Raw genomic sequence first — 26,306 nt, 5'->3', positions numbered from 1 at the left:
AATGAACATAGCCTACCTAACTTTAGTTTCATCTCTCGCCATCACACCTTTATACGCAAGGAGTAGATTATATTGACCAATACAAAATTAGATAGACTACGAACTTACTTTTCAAAGTACAGCCTGCTTAGCCTTATCCTGCTGACGGCAGTTCTCCTGTTGACTGCCTGCTCGGACAAGTCTCCCAGCGACAGCAAGCAAGTGAAGGTTGTCCGAAATTTCATTGCTGACATCATGACTTATAATCAGGATCACGACATAGACTTGAGCCAGCGAGCTGTCAATTCAGATCAGTTCTGGTTTTACGCTGAGCAAGCCGGACTTACGAAGCAGCTTTCTTCCAGCTACCTCAATCCCAACAGTTTTAACAAGGCATACACCGAAGGTTCTAAGGTTGAGGAGAACCTTCTGGACTATTTCCGACCAATGATTAACTACCTGGAAGGATACACCATGGACGACCTCGTGATTACCTACAATGAGGAAATGGAAGTGATTACCGTCTCCATCAAGCCGGATCGCGTCGAGAAAGGTATCTATTTTCTCGACGATCCGAAAACTCTGCTCTTTTTCACCTTCTATGTAGATAAGGTCAAGGAAGATGGCATTAAAATTATCTCAATGGCTTGCGTTCAGCCCAAAGCCGTCATCAATAGATATGAATGGTACACGAAAGATGCTCTACAGGAGCTTAAAGAGCTTGCTGGCGTAATCCCTTCTTCCAGTTCCGGCAGTTCCGATAAACTGGCTATCACACCGAGTCCTTCATCTGTATCTGAAATCACTCCTACCGAACCGCCGCAAAACGAAATGTTAAATGAAAACCCTGCTGATTTCGACGAGCCTGTAGAAGGGGATGCGCCTGAAACGGAATCCCTCATACGCTCAACAACAGGAAATTCCCTCGTGGACATAGAGTGGATTCCCGGAAATCCTGATGTAACTATACCAATCAGGTTTGGAACTACTGATGCTGAATTGATCTTAGGGCAAGATCATCCTAACGGCGTTAAGGCATTGGTCGTATACACTGCCGACTCTTTTGGCTGGCCACTCGATCTGTCTTCGACGAATCAATCTGGCGCTTTTGATGACTTCGGAGACCTGCAAGAAGGTTACAGGCTGCAAGCAAGCGTCTATGACTTTGACAATGATGGAACTAATGAGCTTGTCGTTGCTACCGGTGACTTATTAATTGACGCTGAGGTATGGGTTTTCTCTTTCACAAAAGTGGATGATACTACAAAAATCAATCCGCTCAAACAAGAACTGGCTTCAACTGGTCAGTCATATTTCACTCTTGATGGTCATGACCTGTACGCCCCTTACGGATCACAAGGTTTATTTGAAGTGTATAAGTACGTAGATAAAGCGTTTGTTACCCCCGCCAATTAATTCTTGTACGACCCTCCTTTTTGATATAATTATTGAGCTATTAATGAGATTGTCTTAAGGAAGGGGCCGCATAATTGAATAAAGACTCTAATGAAAGCAAATCTATTAAACCGTATATTTCGCTTAGAGAGCTATCAAAACAGACATATCCTTATCAGAACGAGGAATATGCCTATAAAAAAACACTCTTGAATTTCAAAGCTGTATGCGAACAACAGAAACTAAACATTGAGGAATTTCGCTCGGGTCGTCAATACCGTATTCCCCAAACTGGAAAAACCACTTGGGTAAGCCTTATCAGAAGTATGGATCTTGTTGATAAGAAAACTGAACCCAAGCTTGGGGATTTTGATTTTTACTTTTCAGAGTTGATTAAGACTAGGCGTGAAATAGAGACTAGAGACCAAAATCCGACAGAGTTCTCTCTTGAAGATGATGCCACCTTTCTTGAAATGTTTTACGCACCTGATGGAAAGCAGAATCTTATCGCTGACTACTACCGCACATATGTCATGGATTATTTATCTGAAGACTTTGACTACATCCAGAATAACGCACCTGACGACAGGATAGTTCTATACAGCGAGATGTACCATGAACATGCAATGTTTGAATTAAAAAAAATAAGAAATCGTATCAGAGCTTTAATAGAAAAAAAGTAGGATTTTCAGAGAGCCAGAGATATGGGCTCTCTTTTTTTGCAAACATTAATCAAGTCTTCTGTCTACATATAAAATTCAATAAAATCGCGCAAACACCTCCATATTGTGAATGCTCATAATAATTTATTATAAATACATCGGATCACCACCGATAGAAAATACACAAAATCTCGGGAGGAATCAGCCATGGAAGAAGCCCAAGTATTAAACAAAATCAAAGAGTTAGAAGCTACACGTCGTCGAACAGTTGAGGAGTTACGCTTGCTTATTCAGCAACTCAAAATTCGAAAACAACTCTGCAATTTTCAACCGACTACCTCTTTATTCATTGAAATAGAAGGTCTCGATGGCAAGAGCTTTGAATTGTCAACATACCATCTTCTTGCTCAGTTTTTAACAAAGTATGGTATTACCTGCGGGAATGAACCCGACCAAATACTTATAGGTAATTTCCCCATTCCTCTGGATGTAAGTGAGTTATCGTCTGAACAGGAGCAGCTAGTTCTTAAACGACTGGAAGAAAAGATTAAGGCGGAGACTGGTATTACTCTATATAGAATTTATTGGGAAAATTTTGAATCCGGCGTGGACGCGGACCCCAAAACATACAAAGCGTTGTATGAACGTTTTCAATTCTTTGACTTACTTGGTCTTAGAGAAAAAATCTCCTATGAGATTATTTAATAAACTCATTTAGGGATCATGTTGGCTTGATATATGTATGTACTGCCACTCGATGCTAGGCACAGTTATATAGCCGACTATTAACAGGTGTTTGATATGGATTATTCATTATTTATCTCTATTGCTTGCCAGTCTTCTGGCGATCGATCTCTTCCGAATTTCCGTGAGGGGCTTTATTCAAATCAAAACTCTAGGGGGACATAAAATGACTTTATTAACTGATATCACCGCTACAGCAGACTTCGAAATAAAGTACCAATCCTTTACGACGCTGGAAGGTAATTTGCCGGAGCAAATGAGATTTGTTACCCGTCAATCCCCTTTGCTCCTTTGTGTTGGGTATAAATTTGCCCTTAGCAAGAGATCTTCAGAAGCGCCTAACAATATCCGCAGCATAAATCAAGCAATTATCCATGACGTTCCACCCATGCTATCTCAAGGTGCACCATCTGCCCACAGCGTAAAGGTTCAGTTTCCATCTGTTGTGCTAAACAGCGAATCTATGGCGCTAAAAGTCTGCGCTGCCATTGTGCAAGCAGTCTACACCATATCACAGAATGTATACGCTGAAGGCGATTATAGCCTAACTGATACGGTTCGTATGATTTTAGCTAAAGAGATCAACGCTGCCTTCGCCAAAGTGATCTGGAACACATCAGTCCCGATTGTGCACAGCGGTGTCACGGAATCTTTTTGGTACCAAGGTCAGTTACTCGCTGATTTTAGAATGCCGATTATGGCGATCTGGAGACATAAGCCCATACACTCGCCGTCACTTGATGATATGCCTTATCTGGTAGCTTAACAAACTATGCTAGCGCTGTTCTTTGACAACTGAATAATAAAAATAATTCTATTTGAGAGGAAGTACCCCTATGAAGTCAAAACATTTATTTCGTTTCCCTGTTGATCAGTCCACCCTCCCTTCTATACATTCTATAGAAAATGGAGAACATCTCGGTATTATTGAGAGGGCTAAGAAAAAGAATGACTGCCTCCAGTTTACTCTTGGTATTCTCCCTGTAGAGCATGATGCCGTAACACGGATAGCCCATGCGGTAGCCGAAGATTGGGAGCATGGTAGCGAGTTTAAGAATACGCTTTTGAATTTAGGGGCTCTATTAAGTCCCGGTGCCTATTTCGACCCTGAAAGTCTTGTCGGATTGCCTGTAATGGTTCAACTTCAGGTTGGGGAAGACGCAACTGTTGATTCCTTATACTCGGTCCTTGCGCTTCGCTCTGCTACCAAAGATGAAATTGCCCGTGTGGATTATGACGACGAAGATGATTCCGAACCAGGCTATCTCGTTGAAGAGAATACAGCATATGACAGTTATGAAGACTCTGACGAGGATGATCTGGAGTGGGATTAATATGGGACTACTAGGCACTAATGCACCTTACAGAAATGAGGTTATTCTATGGAAAACAAGAAAAAGTCTAGAAGCAAAAGTGATTTAGCAAACAGCACCTTTACAAAACCACAGATGGAGAAATCGCCCAATTCGAGTGACCTTGATAAGCTTATCCAGCTTGGATCACGACATAGCTATTTCAAAGACGAGCATAATGAGCTCTACTGTACCGCTGTTAATAAAGGTGCAAAAAAGAATTTGAAAATTGCAGGGAAAGATTTCAGATTGCTTCTAGGAAATGACTACTACAAGTCATACCGTACTCCCCCTAGTCCCGACTCGCTTAAACAAGCCATTCAACATTTCGAAGGGAAGGCTATGTACGAGGGAAAGGTAAAAGAGCTAAAGCGACGTGTGCATGAGAGAATAGGGGTCATTTACTACGATTTATGCAGACCTCTTGGAGGAACAGTAAAAGTCCTTCCCGGCAAATATAAGGTCGTGGATAAGGATATGAGCATTTTTATACGCAATAAAAATATGTCTGAGCAGATGCTCCCGAAACCTTCAGAAGCTAAACAGCTTCTGAAAATACTTTCCAGACATTTCCGAACGCAGCGACAGTCAGACCTGCTTCTATTGGCAGTATATATCATCACATGCCTTATACCCCAAATATCTCACCCCATCTTGATTTTCATGGGTGAAAAAGGGGCTGCAAAATCATCATCCATGCGTCTATTACGTGCTATTGTCGATCCCACAGAAGCTAATCTACTTTCTATGCCAACCAATACTGAGAAGTTGGCACTAACATTAAATAATAACTACTTGGCTGCCTTTGACAATCTGGACAATATTTCTACGGATTGCTCAGATTTGCTCTGTATGGCTTCAACTGGAGGCTTTTATACCAAGCGTAAACTCTACAGTGATGATGATGAAGTGTTCTTTGACGTAAAAAGCTGCGTTGTATTAAACGGCATCAATAATGTTGCTACGCGATCTGATCTCCTAGACCGTTCCATTGTAATAGAGCTAAAGCGAATTTCATCTAAGGAACGAAAAGATGATGCGATTATAAAGTCCAAGTTTCAAGCCGATCTACCAAACATTTTAGGCTCCTGTTTTTCGGCTCTTTCAGAGGCCATGGCAAGCTATCCAACAATCGAATTACTAGAATACCCTCGAATGGCCGATTTTGCCAAATGGGGGTATGCCATTGCCCAAGCCCTAGGAAACCATGGTAATGAATTCTTAGAATATTATAAACAAAATCAAAAACAGGCTAACGATGAAATACTCGACAGTGATCCCATATCAGCCTGCATTGTAAAGTTTATGATGAATAAGACTGACTGGCATGGAACAGCAACATCCCTATTCGCAGAATTGGATCTAGTCGCCAATGAGCTCGGCATTCGTAAGGCAGCGAAAAACTGGCCTGAGAGTCCCAATGCTTTGATGCGTAAAATGAATAGCATGCGGTCTAATTTGGAGCAGGCCAAAATCTCCTTTGAAAGTCGCAAGAAAGGAAGCCGCCATCTTTATATTACCAATGAAAATGTTGCTGATATTCCCCCTGTAGATAAGACGTTATTCCGTAAGAAGCGTAATATTAACTTTCCACGGGCTAATCGTTCGGAATAAATAATTAGTCATAATATATCGCCCATATCGTCCTTTTCGGCTTATCCAGAGCAAGAATGGCAGGAATGGCGATATGTATTGCTTCGTATAACAATGAGGATTCGTCCGCCTTCTGATATGTAAATGTTTTCAATTATATATTATATATAGGTATCTCTGGAATAACACAGAGCTAACTATTCTTTCGGAGGCGGACGCATGCTTACTATCATTTGTAATAATCCACAGCCAGGAGGGACTCTATTCACGCCCTACCTGGTTCTGCTCCAACAGGGTTCAAACGGTAAGGTGATTTCCGAATTTTACAATAGGAGGCTAACTATCAATGACAAATGGTGATAAAGACAAGCCCGCAAAACGCATTCAGATACTCAGTCTGCGTATGGTTCGGGAGCAATCATCTATCCTTTACCCCGAGCGCAGAATTAGAAAACCAGAAGATGCTGCTGAGCTTTTCAGACAGTTCATCGGTGATTACGATAGGGAATGTTTATGTCTACTGACCCTAAACACTAAGAATGAGCCACTCGCCTTGCAAATTGTATCCATAGGAACATTGAATGCCTCTCTTGTTCACCCTAGAGAGTTCTACAAGATTTGCATATTATCGAATGCCGCTTCTGTTATGTGCGCTCATAACCACCCTAGTGGCGATCCCCTGCCAAGCAGAGAGGATATAGAAATTACTGAACGCCTTCGTGACTCCGGTACGCTGCTTGGCATAGATTTCATTGACCATTTGGTCCTCGGCAGTGGACAGTTCGTGAGCATGAAGGAGCGGGGATTAATGTAATAATGCGATCCCTACTTCTATAGCACAAACATTCATACCTACTTTAAGGGAGGACACATCTGTGGAAATCATAACTGAAACCAACGAAATGACCTTATTCATCAACATTCTTTCCGATATGATCTGCCAATACCTTGATGCCCAATCTTCCGTTCTTGCCGATTCTCTAGCTGTACCAGCAGCTCAAGTTGTTTCTACGGACCAACCATTAAAGGCAGCTTAGGTGAACGTATGGTAAATAAAATCATAGTAGCTCTGTACATCCGCGTATCAACCGAAATGCAGGTAGAAGGATACAGCCTCGACGCTCAGCGCGAGGCTCTCCTTGAAGACTGCGAAAGAGTCCATGCCAAAGTTTTTAAATTGTATACAGATTCTGGTATATCGGCTAGTAATGTCCACAATAGACCTGCCTTACAGGAGTTGCTAGCTGATGCCGAAAAGGGCTGCTTTAATCGTGTCATGTGCCTGCGCCTCAACCGGCTATCCCGTAATCTGAAGGACCTTCTCAGCATTGTAGATCTTCTAGAAAAAAATCAAGTCGGACTCTACAGTCTCAAGGAACGCTTGGAAACCAATACGACGATGGGAAAGTTTGTCCTGCAAATGATGGGTGCGACAGCCCAGCTTGAAAGAGCACAAATCTCTCAGAACGTACAGCTCGGTATGCGTGAGCGTAGCAAAAAAGGCAAATGGAATAGTGGAAACCAGGTCCTGGGCTATTTATGGTTCCCGCATCCTGTTGACCCAAATCTTTCACGCGTGGAAATTGTACCGGAGGAGGCTGTATTGGTTCAGGAAATTTTCGCTTCCTACGTTAGCGGTCAAGGATACAAATCCATCGCTAACCAACTGAACAAAAGAGGAGTTTGTACCAAACGTAGGAAACCTTTCAGTGCTACTTCTATCCGTGGAATCCTGAACAACTGGAACTATATCGGAAAGGTTCAATTCACTTCAAATAGCTCTCAAAAACAGTTTGTAACCGGAACCCATGAACCGATTATCACAGAAGAGTTATGGAAGCAAGTTCAGCTTCAGTTATCCCATCGCTCTCATCCTGTAAGAAAAACTAATTTGCGTTTCTTTCCACTATCCGGGTTGCTCAAATGCCCGGAGTGTGGACAGGGAATGATACCTGGACATGTACGAAGAGTCCGCAAAAATGGCGCTGTATCCCGTTCACAGTATTACGTCTGTGGGCGCTCCTCCGCTCACGGATCATCCATCTGCCGATCAAATCATGTCAGGGCTCCAGAAGTCGAAGCTTGGGTCAACGAACAGATTATACATTTTCTAAGCAATCCATCTATCGCTACAAGGCTCATCACAGAAATTAACCAACGGCGGGATAACACTCTGGAACCTCATCTTAAAAAGATAATACAAATTGATGTACAGTTATCTTCATTGAAGAATCGTAACCTTCGTTGCTTTGAACTTTTTGAAGACGGTCATATCAATAATGACACGCTGAAGGAACGCCTGAGCGAGATCAAAAAGGAATCCGACCTTCTTGTACATGAGAGAGTGACTTTGGAACGCTTAATATCACAAACCCCAGAACACTCTTATCCTAAGGCAAGTATCCAACAAGCGCTTGGAGATATGCGGACGATCCTGCATACCGCTCAACCAGAGCAGCAAAAGGCACTATATCGCAGCCTGATCCGAAGCATTGCTATCTCACCTGACCGAGACATACAAAAGACCGTCATTTACGGCAATAACGCCCTGCTCAATCTGCAAATCCCACCAAAATAATTTGAAAGGGCGAATACCAATATGCAAAAAATAATACGAGTTGCCATCTATGCGCGAGTAAGTACGGATGAGCAAGCAGAGCATGGATACTCTATTGATGCTCAACTGGACACTCTGCGAAACTACTGTAAGCTATATAATAAACAAATAATGAGTGAATATGTGGATCGTGGGGTAAGTGGAAAGAGTATCAAAGGAAGGTATGAACTCCAACAACTACTGAAAGATGCCGAGGGCGGACTGTTCGATGAAGTCATCGTCTGGAAGATCAATCGGATGGCACGCAAAAATATCGATTTGCTTCAAATCGTGGATTTGCTAGACAAAAACAATATCGCTTTCCGCTCCTTCTCTGAAAATTTCGAGACAGAAACCCCTATGGGCCGCTTCGCGCTTCAAATGATGGGAGCAGTGGGAGAATTAGAAAGAAACACCATTGTTGATAATGTTAGGATGGGTCATACACAAAGAGCAAAAACTGGAAGTCACAATGGAAAGGTTCCGCTGGGCTATCGTGTGGTGAAAGGAACTTCAGATTCCCGAGGCAAACACACAGAGGTAGTTATTGTAGAAGAAGAAGCTATGCTGGTCCGTAAGATATTCGAGCTGTACGCTTCCGGAAGGGGGCTCAAATCTATCGCCAATTCCCTTAATAAGGAAGGATACACAACCAAAGCGAACGGTCCATTCTCCACTTGCTCCATCCGTGACTTGTTGGATAATCCGATGTTCATAGGTATGATACGTTACAACCAGTACGAGAATTGGAGTGAAAAAAGGCGCAAAGGGAAAAATGCAAATCCTATTCTCGTTGATGGACTACATCCGGCGATTATTGACCAAAACCTTTGGGACAAGGTTAGGCTGCTACGGCAGAAAAAAAGCTCTATGCCCAAAAAGCGCTTCGAAGGAGAGTACTTGCTGACAGGTATCATCCGCTGCCCCGAATGTGGAGCGGCCATGACAGCAAGCCGAACAATCAATCGGATGAAGGATGGCACCAAAGTAACCCGGATGTACTACTCCTGCAGCAGTTTTCGCAGTAAGGGTAGCTCTGTATGTCACGCGAATAGTATCCGTAAGCTGGAGGCCGAACAAGCAGTGATAGATAGAATCAAGAATGTACTGGTCAAGCCACAATTACTGAAAGCTATCGTGAAGAGCGTCAATGAGAGGAAAGTAGGCCGGATAAAGCCGCTTCAGGAGGAATTGGCTGGTTCGAAGGCTAGAATCACCAAGCTGGAGGAGAACAAGCGGAAATATCTTTCCTTGTACGAAATGGACCAGATAGACCGTGATCTTTTCTCCGAGCGTCTGAATGGCATCAATGGCGATTTGGACGATGAATTGACCCGAAAATCCAGGTTAGAGCTAGAGTTGCAAGGTGACGAGGCTGAGCCTGTACCATACGAGCTTGTGCGTTCCTTAATGGAACGGTTCGATGATCTGCTCCGCAAGTCCCCATTCGAGCAACGCAAGACGCTCCTGCACCTAATCGTCAAGAAGATCACCTTGGACAACAATCGGAGAGTAAAGGATGTAGAACTCAGCTTCAATTCAGAGACCGAAAAGCATTTTTTAAGCGTGGCCCCTTCTGCTGACAACATAGCGGAAGGGGCTTTTCCTTTGTCCGGAAAAGTCTCAAAACATGATAACAAGCTAACTCTCATCATCTAACATTTAGACGTTATACAAACGGCTATGACTTATATGTTCTAACTCATCTAATCACATAAGGGACTGATTAGTCAGTCCCTTAGCCTGGTTTTAAATTAGACACAAGAAACATTCTCGCTACATCAAGGGGTATAAATAGACTGCAATCTTATATGGAGGGTAGGCGTGATAAGCTGATTTGCAGCGTGAAATCCTTAGGTTTCGTGGCTTTTGCGAGTACTCATGGCCGCAGAGGCTCCATGTCAGGTCGCCCTATCGGCCTAAATCGCAACTTTTTTCACCCAGTATAGCAAAGAGCCCCTAAGAAAAAGAGACTCCTCTCGGGAATCCCTCTAAACAAATTTTTTAAATTTAATCAGATTATTACTTAAGATATACGTGTAGTCGGAATGCTAGACCTAATGCGTATTCAAGCTCTCTTAACAATGCATCTGTATAAATTTCAATAGCCGTATTTTGTTCCTTGAAATAATTGTGACAAATTTCGAGGAACTTATTAAATCGAACATAATAACTAAATCCGGCTTTTTCCGCATCTTTAAATGCGTTATCAAAGAGTACATTTGCTACAAAGATATTACTTCTAAATGTACGCGTCTGTACGATATCCTTGAGTTTGTTTTGTCCTTCGACTGTTTTAAACATACCATTTGGATAGGAAACTGCCTTATCAATAATATTTCCAATCAGTTCAGATGTCACAAAGTTCCTAAGATTCGCAGGAAATGTAACAGAGAACGACTGGCAGTTAATGAAATAACTCTGATCAATATTTGAAGTCCAACCATTCCCTTTTGGAAGATAATTATAACCAAGCGCATTATAACCTTGACCATGCGGTGTCTTTCCTAAGTTCTCTTTAATATTAATCAAAGCAGGTTGTTGTACTTTTTTAGCACTTTGTGGATTATTCCATGCTTCAATAATTAGTTCACGTATTTTCATCCTATTAATCTCAAAAGGGAAGCCACTTTCAAGTGTACTATTGAGAGAAAAATCAACTTTCTCACTTGATGACACCAATGCGTCAGAAAGTACAGTTAAGATTGATTGAAGTGCCTTTTTAGGGCCATACGCCTCATGTATCTCATGAGTAATCTGATGCATAGTACTTGGTGGTTTTAAGTAACAAGGGATTGTCACTAGAGGACTACTACCGCGTTTCTGTTGTGCTAACTGAAACTCTTGGTGTATGCTACCTACACGTTCGTTTATTTCAGCTTTTATTTCATCAAAGGAAATCTCTGACGTGCGTTGGAAATCATCAAGCTCAAACAAATCAATTAACTGATTAGATCCCTTAGAGCGATCATCTATTAGCAAATCAACCTTGTTATTAAGGATGATTATTGGCGTTTGCTTACTGTAATTTTTCAACCCTGTTTTAATATCCTCACGCAATTTCGAATGGTTATTGTCACCAAATAAAGGACAAACTAACATTAACGCATCGTAAGACCGATCATATAGTAACTCCTGTAAATAATCAGACTCCTTCTTTTGGTCTGCGCTTTCATGATACATTCCCCTTGTATCCCTACTACCCAAAGAGAGAGAGCCATCCATTCCTTGAAAAACCATTTCCATATTCCGGTTACTTCTAATTAGACGTTTGGTCCCTTCATTCATTGGAGCGTAAATCACAACATCAGAGCATAACACTTCAATAGAAAGTTTTTTCCCGCTACTCAAGTCGTTATTTGAAAACATTGCCTCAATGAACTCAATACTCTTCTCAGTTTGCTTCAAGTCGATAATGTAATAATAATAATCGTCATTAGAAATTTTATCTTCAGAAAAATATCTAAAAAAATGTTGTTTAAGAAGAAAATTAATAAATTCGTGCGTAGTTCTAAGCCTTTCGATTAACAGTGCCTCGAAGTCAATAGTGATCTGTAGCCGTTGATTAATCGCCTCGTCCAATTTACGCGAGGTCGGTTTCGCTTCAAGTTCCCTAAGCGAATTTTTCGCCTCATAGTAAATAGTTTGTATTTTTTGATTAAGAAAAGGGAGTGAATATTCTGTGATTTGCATTGCAATCTCGCTGCGCTGGCCTTCACTTAATAATCTAGGTTGGGCTTCTGTATTTCTCGTACTGTTTAAAGCTTCAATAAATCCACCAACAAGTTCCTTTTCCATTTGTTCTGATTTATCAATATGATTATCTTTGTAGTAAGTCTTTACGACTTTAGTCAGTACTTTCAAATACATTTCTATCAATTGAGCCCATGTAAAAATTTCGTCACTTAACTTAGCAGCTACAACTATTTGATCAATAAGCCTATCTGTGTATACCTTTGTTTGATCTCCTAAACTTGCGCTTCCCTCACCAGAGGATAAAGAAATCACTTTGAACGCTTCTTTAGTTGTAAATAGCAAATCTCCATAAGTCTTACCAGATCCAGTTGAGCCAACCTTTTCAATTATTCGCACATCTGGGCTTAAAAAAAGTAATCCGTTTTCAGACATTAGGTTTTGATTTTTCATACGTAATTCACCTCATTTTGTATTAACAACATGAAAAATCCGCACTCCTACCTAAGTAGAAAAGTGCGGACAATACACCCAGCAACCAAAATAAGGTCGATAGTAGACTGTTTCCGATCGTTTCTAGTCAGCGTAGGTTGTTCTGTCCCGTCAAGAACATACAGTTAACTGCTTCCCATATTGTTACTTTTATTCTAATCTTTTTCCCATCAATTAGTCAATCAAATATTTAGAATTATAATTTGGGTTCGCTCTATACGCCTGAAACAACACCTAGTAATCGGTAAAAAAATACTGAATACCTTTATTAATTGAAGCTATGTAAGGGTAACCGTAGTGATTCAATACTTTACATCAAGTTTTGATGTGCACCGCTAAACTACTGAACCCAAATTTCGCCCTACTTATGATACGGTTCCCCCCGATTTATCTTCACCGCCCGGTAAACCTGCTCCACCAGCACCAGCCGCATGAGCTGGTGGGGCAGCGTCATGCGGCCGAAGCTCATGCGCTGCTGGGCGCGGCGCATCACCTCATCGGAGAGGCCGTGGCTGCCTCCGATGACGAAGACGACATGGCTCGTCCCGTAGGTGCCTAGCCGGTCGATCTCGGCGGCAAGCTCCTCGGAGCTCCAGAGCTTGCCGTCAATCGCGAGCGCAATGACATGCGCCTCGCTCTTAATCTGCGCGAGGATACGCTCGCCCTCGCGCACCTTCACCTGAATAACCTCTGCTTCGCTGAGGTTATCAGGGGCCTTCTCATCCGCCACCTCTATCATCTGGAACTTGAGGTAGGGCGTGAGCCGCTTGGCATATTCCGCGATGCCGAGTGTCAGATATTTTTCCTTCAATTTGCCTACGCTTATCAGTTGAATTAACATAATGCCTCCATCGGTCTGATCTTGTTATGTCCCTGTATTTTATCACATCCCTGCACACCCTATCCCGACAAAAGAAGAGCCATCCTTCACGGATGGCCCTAAGATACTTCAAATGCTCTGCATTTATTGGCTAGATAAATCAATGATCAGTTGCTGTGTAGCCTTATTCTCCTTCAGGTTCATGAAGTCCAGGCGGAGCGATTGCGGTTTGTCCAGCAGGAAGTAGTTTTCCGATACGATGGTCAGTGTATTATCCGAATACTTATAAGTAGAACCGCCCTCTTGCGGTTTGTACTCACCGTTCCCGCTCTTAACCAATAGTGACGGGTAGTAATTATTGTTAAATTTCTCCTTAAATGCCTTATCCGTAAACACAGCTTCATCTGAGGATAAAGTCGTGATGGTTGTTAATGGCGTCAGTTCCATGTTCACTTTAATCTGATGTCCAGCCATATCCACGGTCTCTTCCGGTGTCAGGGTCAGAGATTCCTGCTCCGAGACCTTAGGGTCAATCTCAAAGACTGCCTTCAGCGGCGGACTCTTCTTCACCTTGGCCTTCAGCGCGTTATACTTCTTCAGCAGCTCAGGACTGGTTTTGGAGGTTTTGTCCTTGGGATTCGCCTGAAAGGCTTTTTTAGCCTCTGCCATCATCTGTGCTTCCATCGCCTCTAACTGTTTCAGCTCACCGCCAGTTAGCGATGTTAGCCGAAACTCAGCAGCTACTTTTTGGGGAGCCGTGGTTAATGGGGGCGTTAGACGGATGACAGCCGTGCCGTGCATGATATGGTTTTGCTTAGCCGGGCTTACGCCATACACTCCAGCATCATTCATTTTCTTGCCGCTGATGACCTTCCCCGTAATGGCATCCGTCAATTGCAGCTCATGCACTTGCGGCGCCTGAGATGTGAATGCACGGTTACTGTCAGCCTGGGCGGTGAAAAGAATAATCAGCTCATATTTGTCGGTGATAACGCCGTTCAACGTCAACTTGTAGCCGTCTTTTGTAACAACGGTGTTCAAGGGCTGGACCAGATTATGCTTGATGGCATATTCGATCTGCTTATTATTCTGAATTCCTAGCTTAACAAAAGGGGCCAGTGCTGCCGATGGCTTCACCGCTGCCGCTGGAGCAGCCAACGCTTGACCCGTTACAGCAAAAGGACTGAGCACCAGCGCTGCGGCTGTCATGACTGCGACGATTGCGGTAGATAACCGGGTTCTGGAAGACCGCCGTTGATCTGGCGCTGACCCTTGCTTTGGCTCCTGTACAGGCTGCGTCTGCGCTGCTTCTGAGATCTCCATACCATTCCGCTTCATTTTAATCATAGTTACACTCTCCTTCATACAAATTATTAGTTTTATCCGAAACGAATCAGCTCTGATTCAGCGCCGTAAGATCAAAATTCATTTGATATGAACTCTCAGGCTCTTTCGTTCCCCTCAGTACCGGTGCCTTCTTGACGAAATCCAGCCGCAGCGATTGCGGTTTATCCATCAGGAAATAGGTCTCTGCAAGCATGTTCATCTCATAATCTGTATAGGTAATAGATGTACTGCGTGTTTGCTGCGTATGTTCTCCCTTTTCTGTCTTGCTCCACCACAGCATTGGAGAACCATATTTCTCATTGAAAGCTTTTTTGAATTCAGTGTTTTTAAAAACCGGTTTATCCGAATAAAAAGTGACTATCGTTGTGAGCGGTGTCAATTGTAGTTTCACTCTGATCTTGTGTCCGCCTACATCAAGCGTTTCCTTCGATTGGATCGTATGTTCCTCTTGCTTCCAGTAATTTGCCCCCAAATCTAAGGTGGTCTGAAGTACCGGGGACTCCTGTGTCTTGGTTCCATTTGCTTCCACTGAACGCAACCGGAATTGAACCTTGATCTTTGAGGAAGGGTTCATCAAAGGCGGATCGAACTGAATTTTGGCAGCCGTATATTCAATATTCTTCTCCGGATGTTTAGTAGTGTTCCGCGGATCAGTCTGTCCATTAATTCGCTTGCCAGTCACAGCATCCCTAATGATCCATTCTACAAAATGAGAATTATGAGAGTCTAATGACCTGCCGGCGTCCACGCTCGCAGTATAGAAGATAAACAATTGATTCCTGTCCGCCATGAAGCCTGTCACCGTAACCTGGTAACCGTCTTTAGCAACCTTTATATTCATTGGTTTAAGCAGATGATGACGAGTCACATACTCCGTCTGCTCCACATCCATGTGCAATAACGGCCCCAGGGACTCCCCTTGCTCCATTGCCGGTTCTGCACGTTCCTCCCCCGGAACGCTTCCAGTCAGCGTACCAGCGGGATTGGCCTTAGTACTCATGGCAACAGACTCACCCGGCTCCCTTGAGGCACCCGTTAGCGTCACGATGCTGAGTAGCGCGACCAGAATTACAGCTGCTGCGGAGATGCGGTAGGAGCCTTTGTGGAAAGACTGAATCATACGGATTCTTCTCTTAATCTGTTGCCGCTGCTGCGGGTTAGAGAAATAGAGATGACCCCTCCGCTCCCGGACCCGTGAGAGGTGCTTCAGGAATTCCACCAGCGTAAGCCCGTAATCGATGGCCTCCTCTTCCCCTAATACCTCCAACACATAGGCGTCGCACGCAACCTCTCTATCGAGCTTCATCCGCCGGATCGCCAGCCACATCAGAGGATTGAACCAATGTATCGTGGCGGCTAGGCTCCCTAGCAGGTTCCATAGCATATCCCTCCGCTTGCAGTGGGCAAGCTCATGCGCGAGGATGTGCCGCAGCCGGGAGGCATCCAGTTCCTGTAGAGCTTGCTCCGGGACAAAGATCCATGGACGCATTAATCCTGATAGATATGGGTTGTTAGCAGAACCCCCAGTATATATAGGTATCGCTCTCCTTATTCCAAACTGGCGTCTGGTGGCAAGAACCACCTTAAGAATCTCCGGGGCATTCACCCGTCTAAGCCGTCTGCGCTCACGCTGCATCCTCCGTATGTACAACAATCCATTCAGCAGCATAAGCATGACGCCCAGCAGCCAGATCACTGTGCCTATCTTCATCCAGAGCGGATAGCCCACGGCCCACGCAGAGCTGCGGTTATCCGCTACAGCACCTTCCTCTGCCCGGAGGATGTCTGTCTGCCCCTGTACATTCAAAACGGTGTTATTAGCCGGATATGTAACCTGATCTCCCTCTCCCGGCGGAAGCTCCTGATACTCACCCTTAGAAGCTCCAGTGTCCGGTCCCTTATCCAGGATAGCCGTTAAGAAATGCTTACTATTGCCGAGAATATGCAACATACTGACAGGGCTGTCCGGTACGGCAGGCAATAACAGCCGAGCGATAACAAGCAGCCATAGGAGGTAGCGCACCCGGGCGTTGATGAATCTCCGCAGAACATATTGCAGGAATAACACGGCCAGAATCACCATACTTGCCGCCAGTGTCTGTTCTGCGATACCGGCAAACCATCCGTAGATCATATTCATTCCTGCTTACCTGAGTTTCCGCTGGTGCCTTGCGACTTCTTCTCCCGGAGCAGCTGTTCCAGTTGTTCAATCTCCTGCTTGGACAGCTCCACATCCTCCAGGAAGCTGGTCACCATTAACTGGGTAGCTCCGCCAAAAACACGCTTCAGGAAGGAGCGGCTCTCGGCCCGGACACACTCATTCTCTGGCACCAGCGGATAGTAGAGATAGCTTCGGCCGACTTTCTCATACGCTATCGCGCTCTTCTTAAGCAGCCGGGTGACGAAGGTGCGCACCGTCTGCTCGCTCCATTCCACAGATGCAGGCAGGAGCCGGGTGATTTGTTCCGAGGTGAGCGGATGATGCTCCCAGATAATCTTCATAATCTCCCATTCAGCTTCTGAAATCTTCGGGGTTGTACTCATCATAACAGCTCCATTTCTTGGCGGCAGAATTAAATCTACAAGTGTAAATACAAGCTTTGTTCTATATATTACACTTGTAGATTTAATTTGTCAAATATGCCCACATTGTGATGAAAGCACGCGGAACGAAACCCTAAGTGACTGTAACATAGCAAAAAGCACAAGCCAGCGGCTTGTACTTCCTGCTTTCTATCCATAAAAATTCTATCCATAAGAACTTACTTACTCCTGTCACTCAGTTCCAGCTTACAACCCTGCAATCAGAGCTTTAACGGAGCTGTCGCTCTCCAGCGCCCGGATAATCACGGCCACCGCTTCAGCGCGGGTAGCCTGATTCTTTGGCGCGAATGCTGAGGCAGAGATGCCCTTCACCAGATTAGCCGAAGCCGCCTGGCGGATGGCGTCAGCTGCCCAGTAGCTGCTGCTGACATCCTTGAAGCTTGCCGGAGTGCCCGTCTGGAGCACGCCGAGATCAAGCACACGGCCGATGATTGTAACCATCTCAGCGCGGGTAATGGTCGCTCCCGGCTTGAAGCTGCCGTCTGAGTAGCCGGTTACGATGCCTTTATCGGCCAAAGCACCGATATAGCCTGCCGCCCAGTTGGACGCTGTATCACCAAATTTAGGGGCAGCAGAAGTGGTGCCCAGCCCGAAGGAGCGGGCGATCATCGCTGAGAATTCAGCTCGGGTCACCGGTGCATCCGGACGGAAGGAGCCGTCCACATAGCCGCTGATGATCTGCAGCTTCACAGCTGTAGCGATGGTGCTGCTGCTCCAGTGTCCTGCGGTATCCTTGAAGCTGATGCTCTGATTCTTCGTGGCTGCAATGGCTTCAGTTACGGTCTTGTATACAGCTTCTCTGCTGACCACTCCGGATTGGAACGGATTAACGCCGTTCTGTGGCTGTTTCTCCGGTTCAGCAGGAGTAGTGCTGCCATTCCCAGGTGTGGTGCCGTTGGTCCCTGGTACCGTTCCGGTATTTCCAGCCGGAGTCCCCGGCGTTCCGCCCGGATTGCCGCCGCCCGTTCCGCCGCTTGCCGTATCTGTGATACTAAGCGCAATCTGATCGCTCAGGTACATGACGTGGGCGTTATATTTGCTTGGCAATCCTTCAACCTCCACGGAGGTAAACTGCCCGCTGCGCTGGCTGACACCATGCGTAATGAGCGGAATCAGGCTGTTGCCTGGAACATAGCTGTTCGCGAAGTTCACCTTCAGCTTCCCGTCAGCCTTCACCTCACCCGTAACCTCAAGGATATCGTCTGCTCCAGTAAGGTCCAGTACAAGCGTACCCTCGGAGGCCTGAGTGAAGCTTCCTTCGATCAGTATTTTACCGTAGACGTTATCAACTACAGAACCGCCGGTATTCGTCACATTTCCTTTACCGAAGGCCGTTGCCGACTCTCCCTCCAGGACACCTGCGTTCACCTCTGTGCCACCGGAATACGTATTCCTGCCGGCCAGCTTAAGCGTGCCAGTCCCCTCCTTGGTCAGTCCGCCCGTCCCGGAGATATCATTGCGCCAGCGGTCTGCGGCGTGGAAGCCGCCCTTCGCAGCGTCCATCGCTACCGTTACGGGCTCAGCAAATGCACCGTACCCGTCAGCAGCGGCGAACAGGTTCAATCGTCCCCAGCCTTCGGGATCATTAAGCAGTGGATAACCGGAGGGGAGTGCCGTTGTTACGAGAACTGCTCTACGCTGATCCGCACTCAGGTAAGGCAGGCGGGTCTCCAGCAACACCTCTGCTCCCTTAGGAGCAACAGCAGGCTCAGTCGTGGAGTAAATCTGCGGGAAGCCGTAGGTCAGCCGCTGGGTATACTGGGCCTTATTCTTCGCATAATCCGTGAACCGGTCTTCTGCGGTACCTGTCTGTGTGAGCAGCACTTCATGGGCCTGCGTGTAAGCCGCCTGCTTCAATGCCGCATTATCCGGGTCATTCAGCGCTCCCGCTGCGAAGGCCATGGCTGTTACCCGACCGCCCATAACGTCCAGCGGTGAGTGCATCCCGGCGACAACCCGGTTGTTGCCCATCTCCGAGGCCCGGGCCATCAGCTCCTGGAAGCGCTCAGGTACGGAGTACGCCAGAGCCAGGGCTGCCAGATAGGAAGCGTTGGTATGTCCGCTTGGGAAGCCGCCGTCTGTGGCAGGCGTACTGCTTCTCGCCGGCACCAGGGTCGGCACAATCACAGAGGTATCCTTCCAGCGGAACGGACGCTTGTAGCTGTAGAAATTCTTGGCCTGGCTCGTTGAAGCGTAATTGCCGCGGATGATTCCGATCAGGTCTACCATTTTACCCAAGCTTGAACTGGAATCTCCGGCCTTATTACTGTCATTACCATCATTGTATTTCACGGTAGTCGCATCATCTGGAATGCTGTTAATGGTCGTGAAGGTTCCTGACATCGAACGGTACACCTCAGACAACGGTCCAAGGCCGTCAGCCGCACCATAGGTCTGGTTCCGCCGGTCATCGTAATACGCTGCCTCCTCCTCTGCCGGAGTACGGGTCTTTGCCAGATCCGCTACATATTGAATGTTGTAATTAAGCACATCGGGATTCTTCATCTTCCCGGTATCCCAGGTGGCGCCCGGTGTCCAGAGATCCAGGAAGCCGGAGAGAACACCGATCGAGGGGTTGGAATACACCGCCATATTCACAGGTGTGTTATTCTTATAAGTATCTACGAAATGTCCCCATGCCGGAGCAGCCGGCAGCCCGGTTAATGAATGATCCGTGGCCGCCTCTGCAGGATGTACCGCGATAGAATTCGTGAGGAGTACCAGACCTGCCGTAACAGACAACAGCTTTCTTTTCGACTTCAAGTTCAATGTGTCAGCCCCTATCTTGTTATTTTGATTGCCTGAATCGGACTCAATATAGCACCTGCCTCCACCGCCGCTCAATAACACAATTTCGCAATTCTATGATTTTGGGAACAATTCAACCATTTCCGGCCATTTTACATTGATTTAACATGAATCCCGAACAGATTTGTGAGGGGCTAGTGTATAATCCGCCTGGGAGGAGAATACATCTTGCGAAAATGGAACTCTGCCTTTGCCGCCCTAGCGGCTTCATACATCTCTGTTGTGTTAGTCATTGTCCTCTTACTCTGTTCTGCCTTCTATCTCTATTTCTCGAACCATTATAAGGAAGAGCTTCAGGGACGCAACCGGCTCATCCTTGACAATACCGCCCGTACCCTGGAAGCTTCCGTGCTTCAGCGGGTCCAGCAGATCTATCTGGAAGTCTCTCTGAACCAGCGGGCGGCGCTCCGTATGCTGCCAGATGCTTCACTTCCAGCGAATCTCAGCAAGGTGAGCAGTCTCCAGGATTCGCTGAACCTGCAGGTATCCAATCATTCGGACCTGATTCAAGCCGTTCATCTGTATGCTCCCAGGCAGCATCTCCTGCTGTCCTCGCTGTATGGGCTGAAATTCCGCGCGGACCAGCAGGCAGGGGCCGCCTACTGGATGGACTGGGTGAACGGCATGAACCTTAATTCCCTTAACAGCCTTTGGACAGAGGCCCGGTTCGTGCCGGACGATATCGTCTCCAGCATCCCCGGCGGCAGCGGCAGCCAGCTGATCACCTATGTGCACAGCTATCCGTTCCAGTCCCCCGGGGCAGCCAGTGAGCTGCTGATTGCCATTGATCTGAAGGAGAGCGCGCTGCGCGCCATTCTGCAGAATATGATGCCTGCCCGCTATCAGAGCAGCTTCATTGCTACGCCCTCCGGCGGAATCGTGGCCGGCTCGAATCCAGATGCTGCCGCACAGGCCGACACCTATGCGGCCAGTATCTCGAATGCGCTAGCCTCTCCTGAGACCTCCGGGAACATGAGCCAGGACATCGGGGGCAGCACCTACGTCATTTCCTATCAGGACCTGCCGACCACCGGGTGGAAGCTCTTCAGTGCGGCTCCGGCGAACCTTTTCTATGAGAAATGGCTCGTTGTCCAGAGGGTCATCCTCTCCCTGTGTCTGCTTGCTCTATTGGTAGGAATCGGTCTGTCCGGCATTCTGGCCAAATTGAATTACAGTCCGCTTAAGCGGCTGCTTCGGACGATTAAGGACCTCTACGGCCCTGGGCCTGAGTTGCCAGGGGTGCGGGGACCCGCCCTTAACGAATTCGGAATTATTGACTCCGCCTTCAACCGCCTGAACGACAAAGTCACCACACTGGAGGGGACGCTTGAGGCCAGCAGTCCGCATATCCGGCAGAACATGATCCTGAATCTCCTTCAGGACAGCCCTGCCCAAGGCAGTGTAACCGCAGATCCGCAATTCCTGGGACTCTCTCCCGAGCACCGTTATTACTGCTGCCTGCTCCTCAACACCCGTGGAGCCTATGCCCGCATGAGTCTTAGCGGCTTGCAGGCAGCCATGAGCGGGATGACCGAAGAGCTTGAAGCGATCCGGCTTCACGGAATCCGTATTCTGGCTGAGGAGCTGCCGGACAAGCAGACGGTTGTCATTATCAGCGCGCGCGAAGCCTCCGGGACGCTGCTCGAACAGCTCTCGGACCGGATTACAGCAGCGGCGGAGCAGCAGTTCCAGTTGAATATTCAGCTCTCGCAGGGCTGCTGGGTGGATGCCATCAGCCTTCTCCACACGAGCTACGCTGAAGCGCAGACCTTGATGAAGTATGCTTATTTTCTGCCGGAGAGCAGGGTCTTGAAGGACCGGGAGCTGCTGAAGAAGGAGCAGAGTCTGGACGAAATTCCGCAGCCTGTACTAATGAGATTCAAGGATAAGCTGCAGACCCGGCAGCTGGATGAGACTCTGGCCGCGCTGGAGCAGCTGATAGCCGTCATGCGGGAAGGCAGCTACCCGGCGGATTATTGCCACTTCGTTCTGGCGAACACCGTATTTATGTACTCAGATTATCTGAAAAGCATCCGCTACACCCCTTCCGCGCACGGGCCTTTGGATCTGTATAACGAATATATTGCCCTGCCGGATATCCGACATTTGCAGGAGTGGTTCGCCGCCTCCATCGGCAGCTTCATTATGGAGACACAGAAACGGAACAGTGACCGCGCACTCTGGGCCATTGAAGCGGCTAAGGCCTATATCGGGGAGCATCTGTCCGGGGATTTATCGCTGGATGCTGTATCCGCCAAGGTGTTCATCAGTCCTAAGTATCTAAGCAAGCTGTTCAAGGAAGAGCTGGGGGTCACCTACACCGACTATATTACCGGCATACGGATGGAAGAGGCCCGGCGGCTGATTGAGAACAACAACATGTCGATCGAACAAATCGCCGGCACGGTCGGTTATGGAACGACTCCATACTTCATCAAGCGCTTCAAGGAGATCTACGGCTGTACGCCGGGGAATTATCTGCGAACCGTGAATACACTGCCGCCGCAGGCGGAGATTAGCATGGGATAAGGAGGGTGCCATATGTATATGTATAAAAGATTAGTGCTCTTGCCCCTCCTGGGGCTGATCTGCGGCTGTAGCGGGCAGCCCGCTTTCCTCTCATCTGCGCCAGGACAAGAGCTGCCGGATACATCCGTTTCCGCTTCTGACTCTGCTGATTCTGCTGTTCTTGCTGCCTCTGCCCCGAAGCTCAAAATCTCCTGGACCATGCATCAGAATCTGCCGGTTGCGGAGGATGCCGTAATGGTACGGGAGCTGGAGCAGAAGTTCAACGTAGATCTGGACTTCTGGAATCTGCCGAACAACAAATACGAATCCCTGCTTGACCAGAGGCTGGTGCAAGGCAGCATTCCCGACCTGTTCCGGGTCCGGCAGACCCAGGATCTGTTGAAGTACCAGCAGCAGGACGTGCTCGCGCCAATTCCTGAGGAATTGCTGAACACCTACGCTCCCAATATTCTTAAGGCCATCCGCGAGAATGCACCGGCCTATCAGCAATATGGCCGCATTAACGGGACCTATTATGGCATACCGGTCATTAATCCTACCAACATCTACCGGGTCCCTGTGGTCTACCGGCAGGATTGGCTGGACAAGCTCGGCCTTAAGGTGCCGGACACCTTGGCCGACTTCGAGAAATTCATCTATGCTGCTGCGAACGAAGACCCGGACGGCAACGGGATCCGGGACACCTACGGCTTGTCGCAGGAGGGCATGAATGTGGTCTTCGGCGCGTTCGGGCAGATGGTCTTCACGGATCAGCTCTACTTCAGCCGGAAGGATCAGGGGCTGGTCATTGGCGCTCTGGAGCCGGATATGCAGGAAGCGCTGCGTTATCTCCGCAAATGGTACCGGGACGGGGTCATTGATCCCGAGTTCATCACCGGGGAGAATAGCGGAGGCTACAAGCATCTGTCGCACGCCTTCATTAACGGGCGGATCGGCATGACCTCCATGGGCAATTATTATCACTGGACACAGGCAGGAGCTTATACGGACTGGAGACTGGATGACCAGAAGTCCGCCAGTCTGGTTCCGGTAGAAGCCATGTTTAACGTCAAGGAGTTAACTGCCAAGCATCCGCAGGCCAAGATCGCTTTCGGGCGGCCGGTTAGCGGCCCGGACGGCAGACGCGGCTCCAAAGCCTACGACATGCTAATGAGCTTCACCGCCATTGGCGCGGATGCCACGCAGGAGCCGGGCAAGCTGGAGAGGATCCTCCGGCTGCTGGACTACGTCAGCGCAAATCCTGACCCCGATAAGGCGGCATCTCTGCAGTACGGTATTCAGGGGACACACTGGGACTGGGCCGGAACGGACAGGAAGGAGATCATCCTGCTGCCGCCGTATAACCATATGTTCAGCTACCAGAATACGATCGGTGCGGGGATCGGCATGACCCTGCCTATCCTTCCTGCCGGCCGGAGTGAGCAATGGGCGGCAACCCTGGGGCTGGATCACGACGGCATCTATAATGCCCTGGAGGTGGCTACTCCTTCTCTGATCAGGAACGGCCCTGGACTTATTAAGCTAAGAGACCAGGCGTACATTGCCTTCATCACCGGGGAGCGTCCGCTGGAGGAATTCGGGGAGTTCGTGGAGGAGTTCCTGACGGCGGGCGGTGCGGAGGTACTGGCGGAAGCAAATGCTTCCTATAAGAAGCTTGATCCATAAGTGGAAAAGGTATCGCCCTTTCCGTCCTTTTAAAGAACGGTACCTTAGGAGATTACCTGCGCGACAGCCAGTGTATGCTGTTTTTTGCATACATTCAGGCTATGCGCCTGCGCGACAGCAAATGTATGCTGTTTTTCGCATACATTCGGGCCACACGCCTGCGGCGCCAGCCAATGTATGCTGTTTTTCGCATACATTCGGGCCATGCGCCTGCGGCGCCAGCCAATGTATGCTGTTTTTCGCATACATTCGGGCCATGCGCCTGCGCGCCAGCTAATGTATGCTGTTTTTTGCATACATTCGAGCCACACGCCTGCATTGTGGGACTTTAGCTTCGATGATGACTCAGATACTTTGCGGCATTATTGTACAGCGTTCCCGGGCAGCTCCCTGTGCCGGTTCCGCGGATGCTCCGCAAGCATGGAATCGAGCATGCTGCGAACCGCAGGATTAGAGGACTGCAGGAACTGCTCCTTACTGTCGTTATATTCCACGATCTTGCCCTGATCCATGACAGCCAGTGCGTCTGAGATCATACAGGCGGCCTTAATATCATGGGTGATGAACAGATAGGACAGGCCGAACGCAGACCGAAGCTCCCCAAGCAGCCGCAAAATATTCGCCCCATTAATCATATCCAGACTACTAACCGCCTCATCCAACACGATGAGCTTAGGCTTCAGCGCAATCGCCCTGGCGATATTGATCCGCTGCAGCTGTCCTCCGCTGAATTGGTAGGGCTGCTTCTGCATGTCCGCCGCGCTTAGCCCGACACACTCCAGCAGCTCGCCTACCGCCCGCTTCTGCTCCTGAACGCTCAAGGACTCGTAATTGGACAGCGGCTCGCCAATAATCTGCTCTGCTGTCATCCGGGGATTCACGGCAGAATAACAATCCTGGAAGACCACCTGCAGATCGCGGCGGATGGTCCTGCGCGCCTGCGGGCTCAGCTTATACAGATCCTGTCCCTGAATTAGCACTTGGCCCGCGCGGGGCGGCTCCAGCCCGAGAATAACCCGGCCCAGGGTGCTTTTACCGGCTCCGCTTGATCCCAGCAGCCCCAGGCAGGTTCCCTCTTCTATATGAAGAGACACGCCGGACAGCACATATTCCTGCTTCTCCGAACGTCTCCACCGGCGGGATGCAGCATAGGTATGGGTAACTTCCCTGACCTCAAGCATGTATTCTGCCGCCATTCCGGTCATAGCTGGCCCCCTAACTGCGGACTAAGCTGGAGCAGCGGCCTTGCTGCCAGCAGCTCCCGGGTATATTCATGCCGGGGATGGTCGAACAACTCGAATACATCAGCGGTCTCAACAATCCGCCCGTGCTGCATGACCGCAACTTCATCAGCCAGCTCCGCAATGACGCCGAGGTCATGGGAGATCAGCAGAATAGCAGTTCCATGCTCCTGGCGGATCCGGTCCAGCAGCCGCAGCACCTGAAGCTGATTAGACACATCCAGAGCCGTAGTAGGTTCATCGGCAATGATCACGGAGGGCTTCAGACACAGGGTGAGCGCCAGCATCACCCGCTGGAGCATCCCCCCGCTCAGCTCATACGGATACTTTCCCAGCAGCGCTTCGGGATCGGGCAGATTCACATCGGCCAGGGAACGGATCATGCAGGCTTTGGCTTCTTTTTTCCCCAGCTTCATATGTGTACGTATCGACTCCACGAATTGCGCACCAATGGTATACACCGGAGAGAAGGCCGTCATCGGATTCTGCATAATCAGCGCAAGACTACTGCCGCGAAGCCTGCGCATGTCCTTCTCCGGGAGTCCGTTCAGCTCACGGGTATGCAGCCGGATACTGCCTTCGATCACACTCGTCTGCCGGTCCAGCATCTGGAGGAGCGCCAGTGACGTAACGGTTTTTCCGCTGCCGCTGCCTCCCACAAGACCCAGCACACGCCCCGGCTTCAGCTCCAGGTTAACGTCCTCTATGAGGGGCAGAACTCCTGAAGCTGTCTCCACTGATACCTTCAGATTCTTCACCTGCAGCACATATTCCGCTTGTTCCATG

Annotated in this window: 20 protein-coding genes; 12 read left to right on the top strand and 8 right to left on the bottom strand. The window is 48.0% G+C overall.

Annotated features, from left to right (window positions below):
- Positions 1–72 precede the first annotated feature (72 nt).
- The 10 genes from MKX63_RS04750 to MKX63_RS04705 all read left to right on the top strand — a co-directional run bounded on the left by MKX63_RS04750 (position 73) and on the right by MKX63_RS04705 (position 9,980).
- Positions 73–1,395, top strand: a complete 1,323-nt coding sequence (locus MKX63_RS04750) for a hypothetical protein (RefSeq protein WP_341015594.1) — start codon at positions 73–75, stop codon at positions 1,393–1,395.
- A gap of 74 nt (positions 1,396–1,469) precedes the next feature.
- Positions 1,470–2,057: a hypothetical protein gene (locus MKX63_RS04745; protein WP_341015592.1), complete on the top strand. Its 588-nt coding sequence runs from the start codon at positions 1,470–1,472 to the stop codon at positions 2,055–2,057.
- A gap of 186 nt (positions 2,058–2,243) precedes the next feature.
- Complete coding sequence (locus tag MKX63_RS04740; protein WP_341015590.1) at positions 2,244–2,741, top strand: hypothetical protein; 498 nt, start codon at positions 2,244–2,246, stop codon at positions 2,739–2,741.
- A 205-nt stretch (positions 2,742–2,946) separates the two neighbouring features.
- On the top strand, positions 2,947–3,546 hold the full coding sequence (locus MKX63_RS04735) for a hypothetical protein (protein ID WP_341015588.1): 600 nt from the start codon (positions 2,947–2,949) through the stop codon (positions 3,544–3,546).
- Between the two features lie 70 nt (positions 3,547–3,616).
- Positions 3,617–4,114, top strand: coding sequence for a hypothetical protein (locus MKX63_RS04730; RefSeq protein ID WP_341015587.1), 498 nt, complete (start codon positions 3,617–3,619; stop codon positions 4,112–4,114).
- A gap of 48 nt (positions 4,115–4,162) precedes the next feature.
- A complete protein-coding gene (locus MKX63_RS04725) occupies positions 4,163–5,746 on the top strand; it encodes a hypothetical protein (protein WP_341015586.1) in 1,584 nt (527 codons plus the stop codon).
- A 325-nt stretch (positions 5,747–6,071) separates the two neighbouring features.
- Positions 6,072–6,539, top strand: coding sequence for a JAB domain-containing protein (locus MKX63_RS04720; protein ID WP_341015585.1), 468 nt, complete (start codon positions 6,072–6,074; stop codon positions 6,537–6,539).
- Between the two features lie 61 nt (positions 6,540–6,600).
- Entirely contained in the window at positions 6,601–6,762 is a 162-nt protein-coding gene (locus tag MKX63_RS04715; protein ID WP_341015584.1) for a hypothetical protein, read from the top strand.
- Positions 6,763–6,770: 8 nt separating this feature from the next.
- Entirely contained in the window at positions 6,771–8,303 is a 1,533-nt protein-coding gene (locus MKX63_RS04710) for a recombinase family protein (RefSeq protein WP_341015583.1), read from the top strand.
- A 21-nt stretch (positions 8,304–8,324) separates the two neighbouring features.
- Positions 8,325–9,980, top strand: a complete 1,656-nt coding sequence (locus tag MKX63_RS04705) for a recombinase family protein (protein ID WP_341015582.1) — start codon at positions 8,325–8,327, stop codon at positions 9,978–9,980.
- Positions 9,981–10,343: 363 nt separating this feature from the next.
- On the opposite strand, the gene MKX63_RS04700 is transcribed toward MKX63_RS04705, so the two are convergent.
- The 6 genes from MKX63_RS04700 to MKX63_RS04675 all read right to left on the bottom strand — a co-directional run bounded on the left by MKX63_RS04700 (position 10,344) and on the right by MKX63_RS04675 (position 20,046).
- A complete protein-coding gene (locus tag MKX63_RS04700; protein ID WP_341015581.1) occupies positions 10,344–12,467 on the bottom strand; it encodes a hypothetical protein in 2,124 nt (707 codons plus the stop codon).
- A gap of 400 nt (positions 12,468–12,867) precedes the next feature.
- Entirely contained in the window at positions 12,868–13,347 is a 480-nt protein-coding gene (gene rlmH, locus MKX63_RS04695) for a 23S rRNA (pseudouridine(1915)-N(3))-methyltransferase RlmH (protein WP_341015579.1), read from the bottom strand.
- A 123-nt stretch (positions 13,348–13,470) separates the two neighbouring features.
- Positions 13,471–14,673 (bottom strand): DUF4179 domain-containing protein, encoded by a 1,203-nt coding sequence (locus MKX63_RS04690; RefSeq protein ID WP_341015577.1) that lies wholly within the window; start codon positions 14,671–14,673, stop codon positions 13,471–13,473.
- A 46-nt stretch (positions 14,674–14,719) separates the two neighbouring features.
- Entirely contained in the window at positions 14,720–16,807 is a 2,088-nt protein-coding gene (locus MKX63_RS04685; RefSeq protein ID WP_341015575.1) for a M56 family metallopeptidase, read from the bottom strand.
- Between the two features lie 2 nt (positions 16,808–16,809).
- Complete coding sequence (locus MKX63_RS04680; protein WP_341015572.1) at positions 16,810–17,217, bottom strand: BlaI/MecI/CopY family transcriptional regulator; 408 nt, start codon at positions 17,215–17,217, stop codon at positions 16,810–16,812.
- A 246-nt stretch (positions 17,218–17,463) separates the two neighbouring features.
- Positions 17,464–20,046 (bottom strand): S-layer homology domain-containing protein, encoded by a 2,583-nt coding sequence (locus MKX63_RS04675; RefSeq protein ID WP_445323475.1) that lies wholly within the window; start codon positions 20,044–20,046, stop codon positions 17,464–17,466.
- 207 nt (positions 20,047–20,253) lie between these two features.
- Between MKX63_RS04675 and MKX63_RS04670 the strand changes: the two genes are divergently transcribed.
- Positions 20,254–22,614, top strand: a complete 2,361-nt coding sequence (locus MKX63_RS04670; protein ID WP_341015571.1) for an AraC family transcriptional regulator — start codon at positions 20,254–20,256, stop codon at positions 22,612–22,614.
- 18 nt (positions 22,615–22,632) lie between these two features.
- Positions 22,633–24,279, top strand: coding sequence for an ABC transporter substrate-binding protein (locus MKX63_RS04665; RefSeq protein WP_341015570.1), 1,647 nt, complete (start codon positions 22,633–22,635; stop codon positions 24,277–24,279).
- 362 nt (positions 24,280–24,641) lie between these two features.
- Here MKX63_RS04665 and nikE read toward each other — a convergent pair whose 3' ends face one another.
- Entirely contained in the window at positions 24,642–25,460 is an 819-nt protein-coding gene (nikE, locus tag MKX63_RS04660; RefSeq protein WP_341018516.1) for a nickel import ATP-binding protein NikE, read from the bottom strand.
- Positions 25,461–25,480: 20 nt separating this feature from the next.
- Entirely contained in the window at positions 25,481–26,305 is an 825-nt protein-coding gene (locus MKX63_RS04655; protein WP_341015568.1) for an ABC transporter ATP-binding protein, read from the bottom strand.
- Position 26,306: the final 1 nt, after the last annotated feature.

The sequence above is a fragment of the Paenibacillus sp. FSL R7-0179 genome (assembly GCF_038002265.1).
Classification (GTDB): Bacteria; Bacillota; Bacilli; order Paenibacillales; family Paenibacillaceae; genus Paenibacillus_AQ.
The sequence above is the reverse complement of the archived record's forward strand: the minus strand, read 5'-3'. Positions and strand labels throughout refer to the sequence as shown.

Bases quoted from the DNA above. Each gene is read 5' to 3' on its own strand.
- MKX63_RS04740 (WP_341015590.1), top strand. From the start codon at position 2,244: ATGGAAGAAGCCCAAGTATTAAACAAAATCAAAGAGTTAGAAGCTACA.
- MKX63_RS04735 (WP_341015588.1), top strand. From the start codon at position 2,947: ATGACTTTATTAACTGATATCACCGCTACAGCAGACTTCGAAATAAAG.
- MKX63_RS04730 (WP_341015587.1), top strand. From the start codon at position 3,617: ATGAAGTCAAAACATTTATTTCGTTTCCCTGTTGATCAGTCCACCCTC.
- MKX63_RS04725 (WP_341015586.1), top strand. From the start codon at position 4,163: ATGGAAAACAAGAAAAAGTCTAGAAGCAAAAGTGATTTAGCAAACAGC.
- MKX63_RS04720 (WP_341015585.1), top strand. From the start codon at position 6,072: ATGACAAATGGTGATAAAGACAAGCCCGCAAAACGCATTCAGATACTC.
- MKX63_RS04710 (WP_341015583.1), top strand. From the start codon at position 6,771: ATGGTAAATAAAATCATAGTAGCTCTGTACATCCGCGTATCAACCGAA.
- MKX63_RS04705 (WP_341015582.1), top strand. From the start codon at position 8,325: ATGCAAAAAATAATACGAGTTGCCATCTATGCGCGAGTAAGTACGGAT.
- MKX63_RS04700 (WP_341015581.1), bottom strand. From the start codon at position 12,467: ATGAAAAATCAAAACCTAATGTCTGAAAACGGATTACTTTTTTTAAGC.
- rlmH (WP_341015579.1), bottom strand. From the start codon at position 13,347: ATGTTAATTCAACTGATAAGCGTAGGCAAATTGAAGGAAAAATATCTG.
- MKX63_RS04690 (WP_341015577.1), bottom strand. From the start codon at position 14,673: ATGATTAAAATGAAGCGGAATGGTATGGAGATCTCAGAAGCAGCGCAG.
- MKX63_RS04685 (WP_341015575.1), bottom strand. From the start codon at position 16,807: ATGATCTACGGATGGTTTGCCGGTATCGCAGAACAGACACTGGCGGCA.
- MKX63_RS04680 (WP_341015572.1), bottom strand. From the start codon at position 17,217: ATGAGTACAACCCCGAAGATTTCAGAAGCTGAATGGGAGATTATGAAG.
- MKX63_RS04665 (WP_341015570.1), top strand. From the start codon at position 22,633: ATGTATAAAAGATTAGTGCTCTTGCCCCTCCTGGGGCTGATCTGCGGC.
- nikE (WP_341018516.1), bottom strand. From the start codon at position 25,460: ATGCTTGAGGTCAGGGAAGTTACCCATACCTATGCTGCATCCCGCCGG.
- MKX63_RS04655 (WP_341015568.1), bottom strand. From the start codon at position 26,305: ATGGAACAAGCGGAATATGTGCTGCAGGTGAAGAATCTGAAGGTATCA.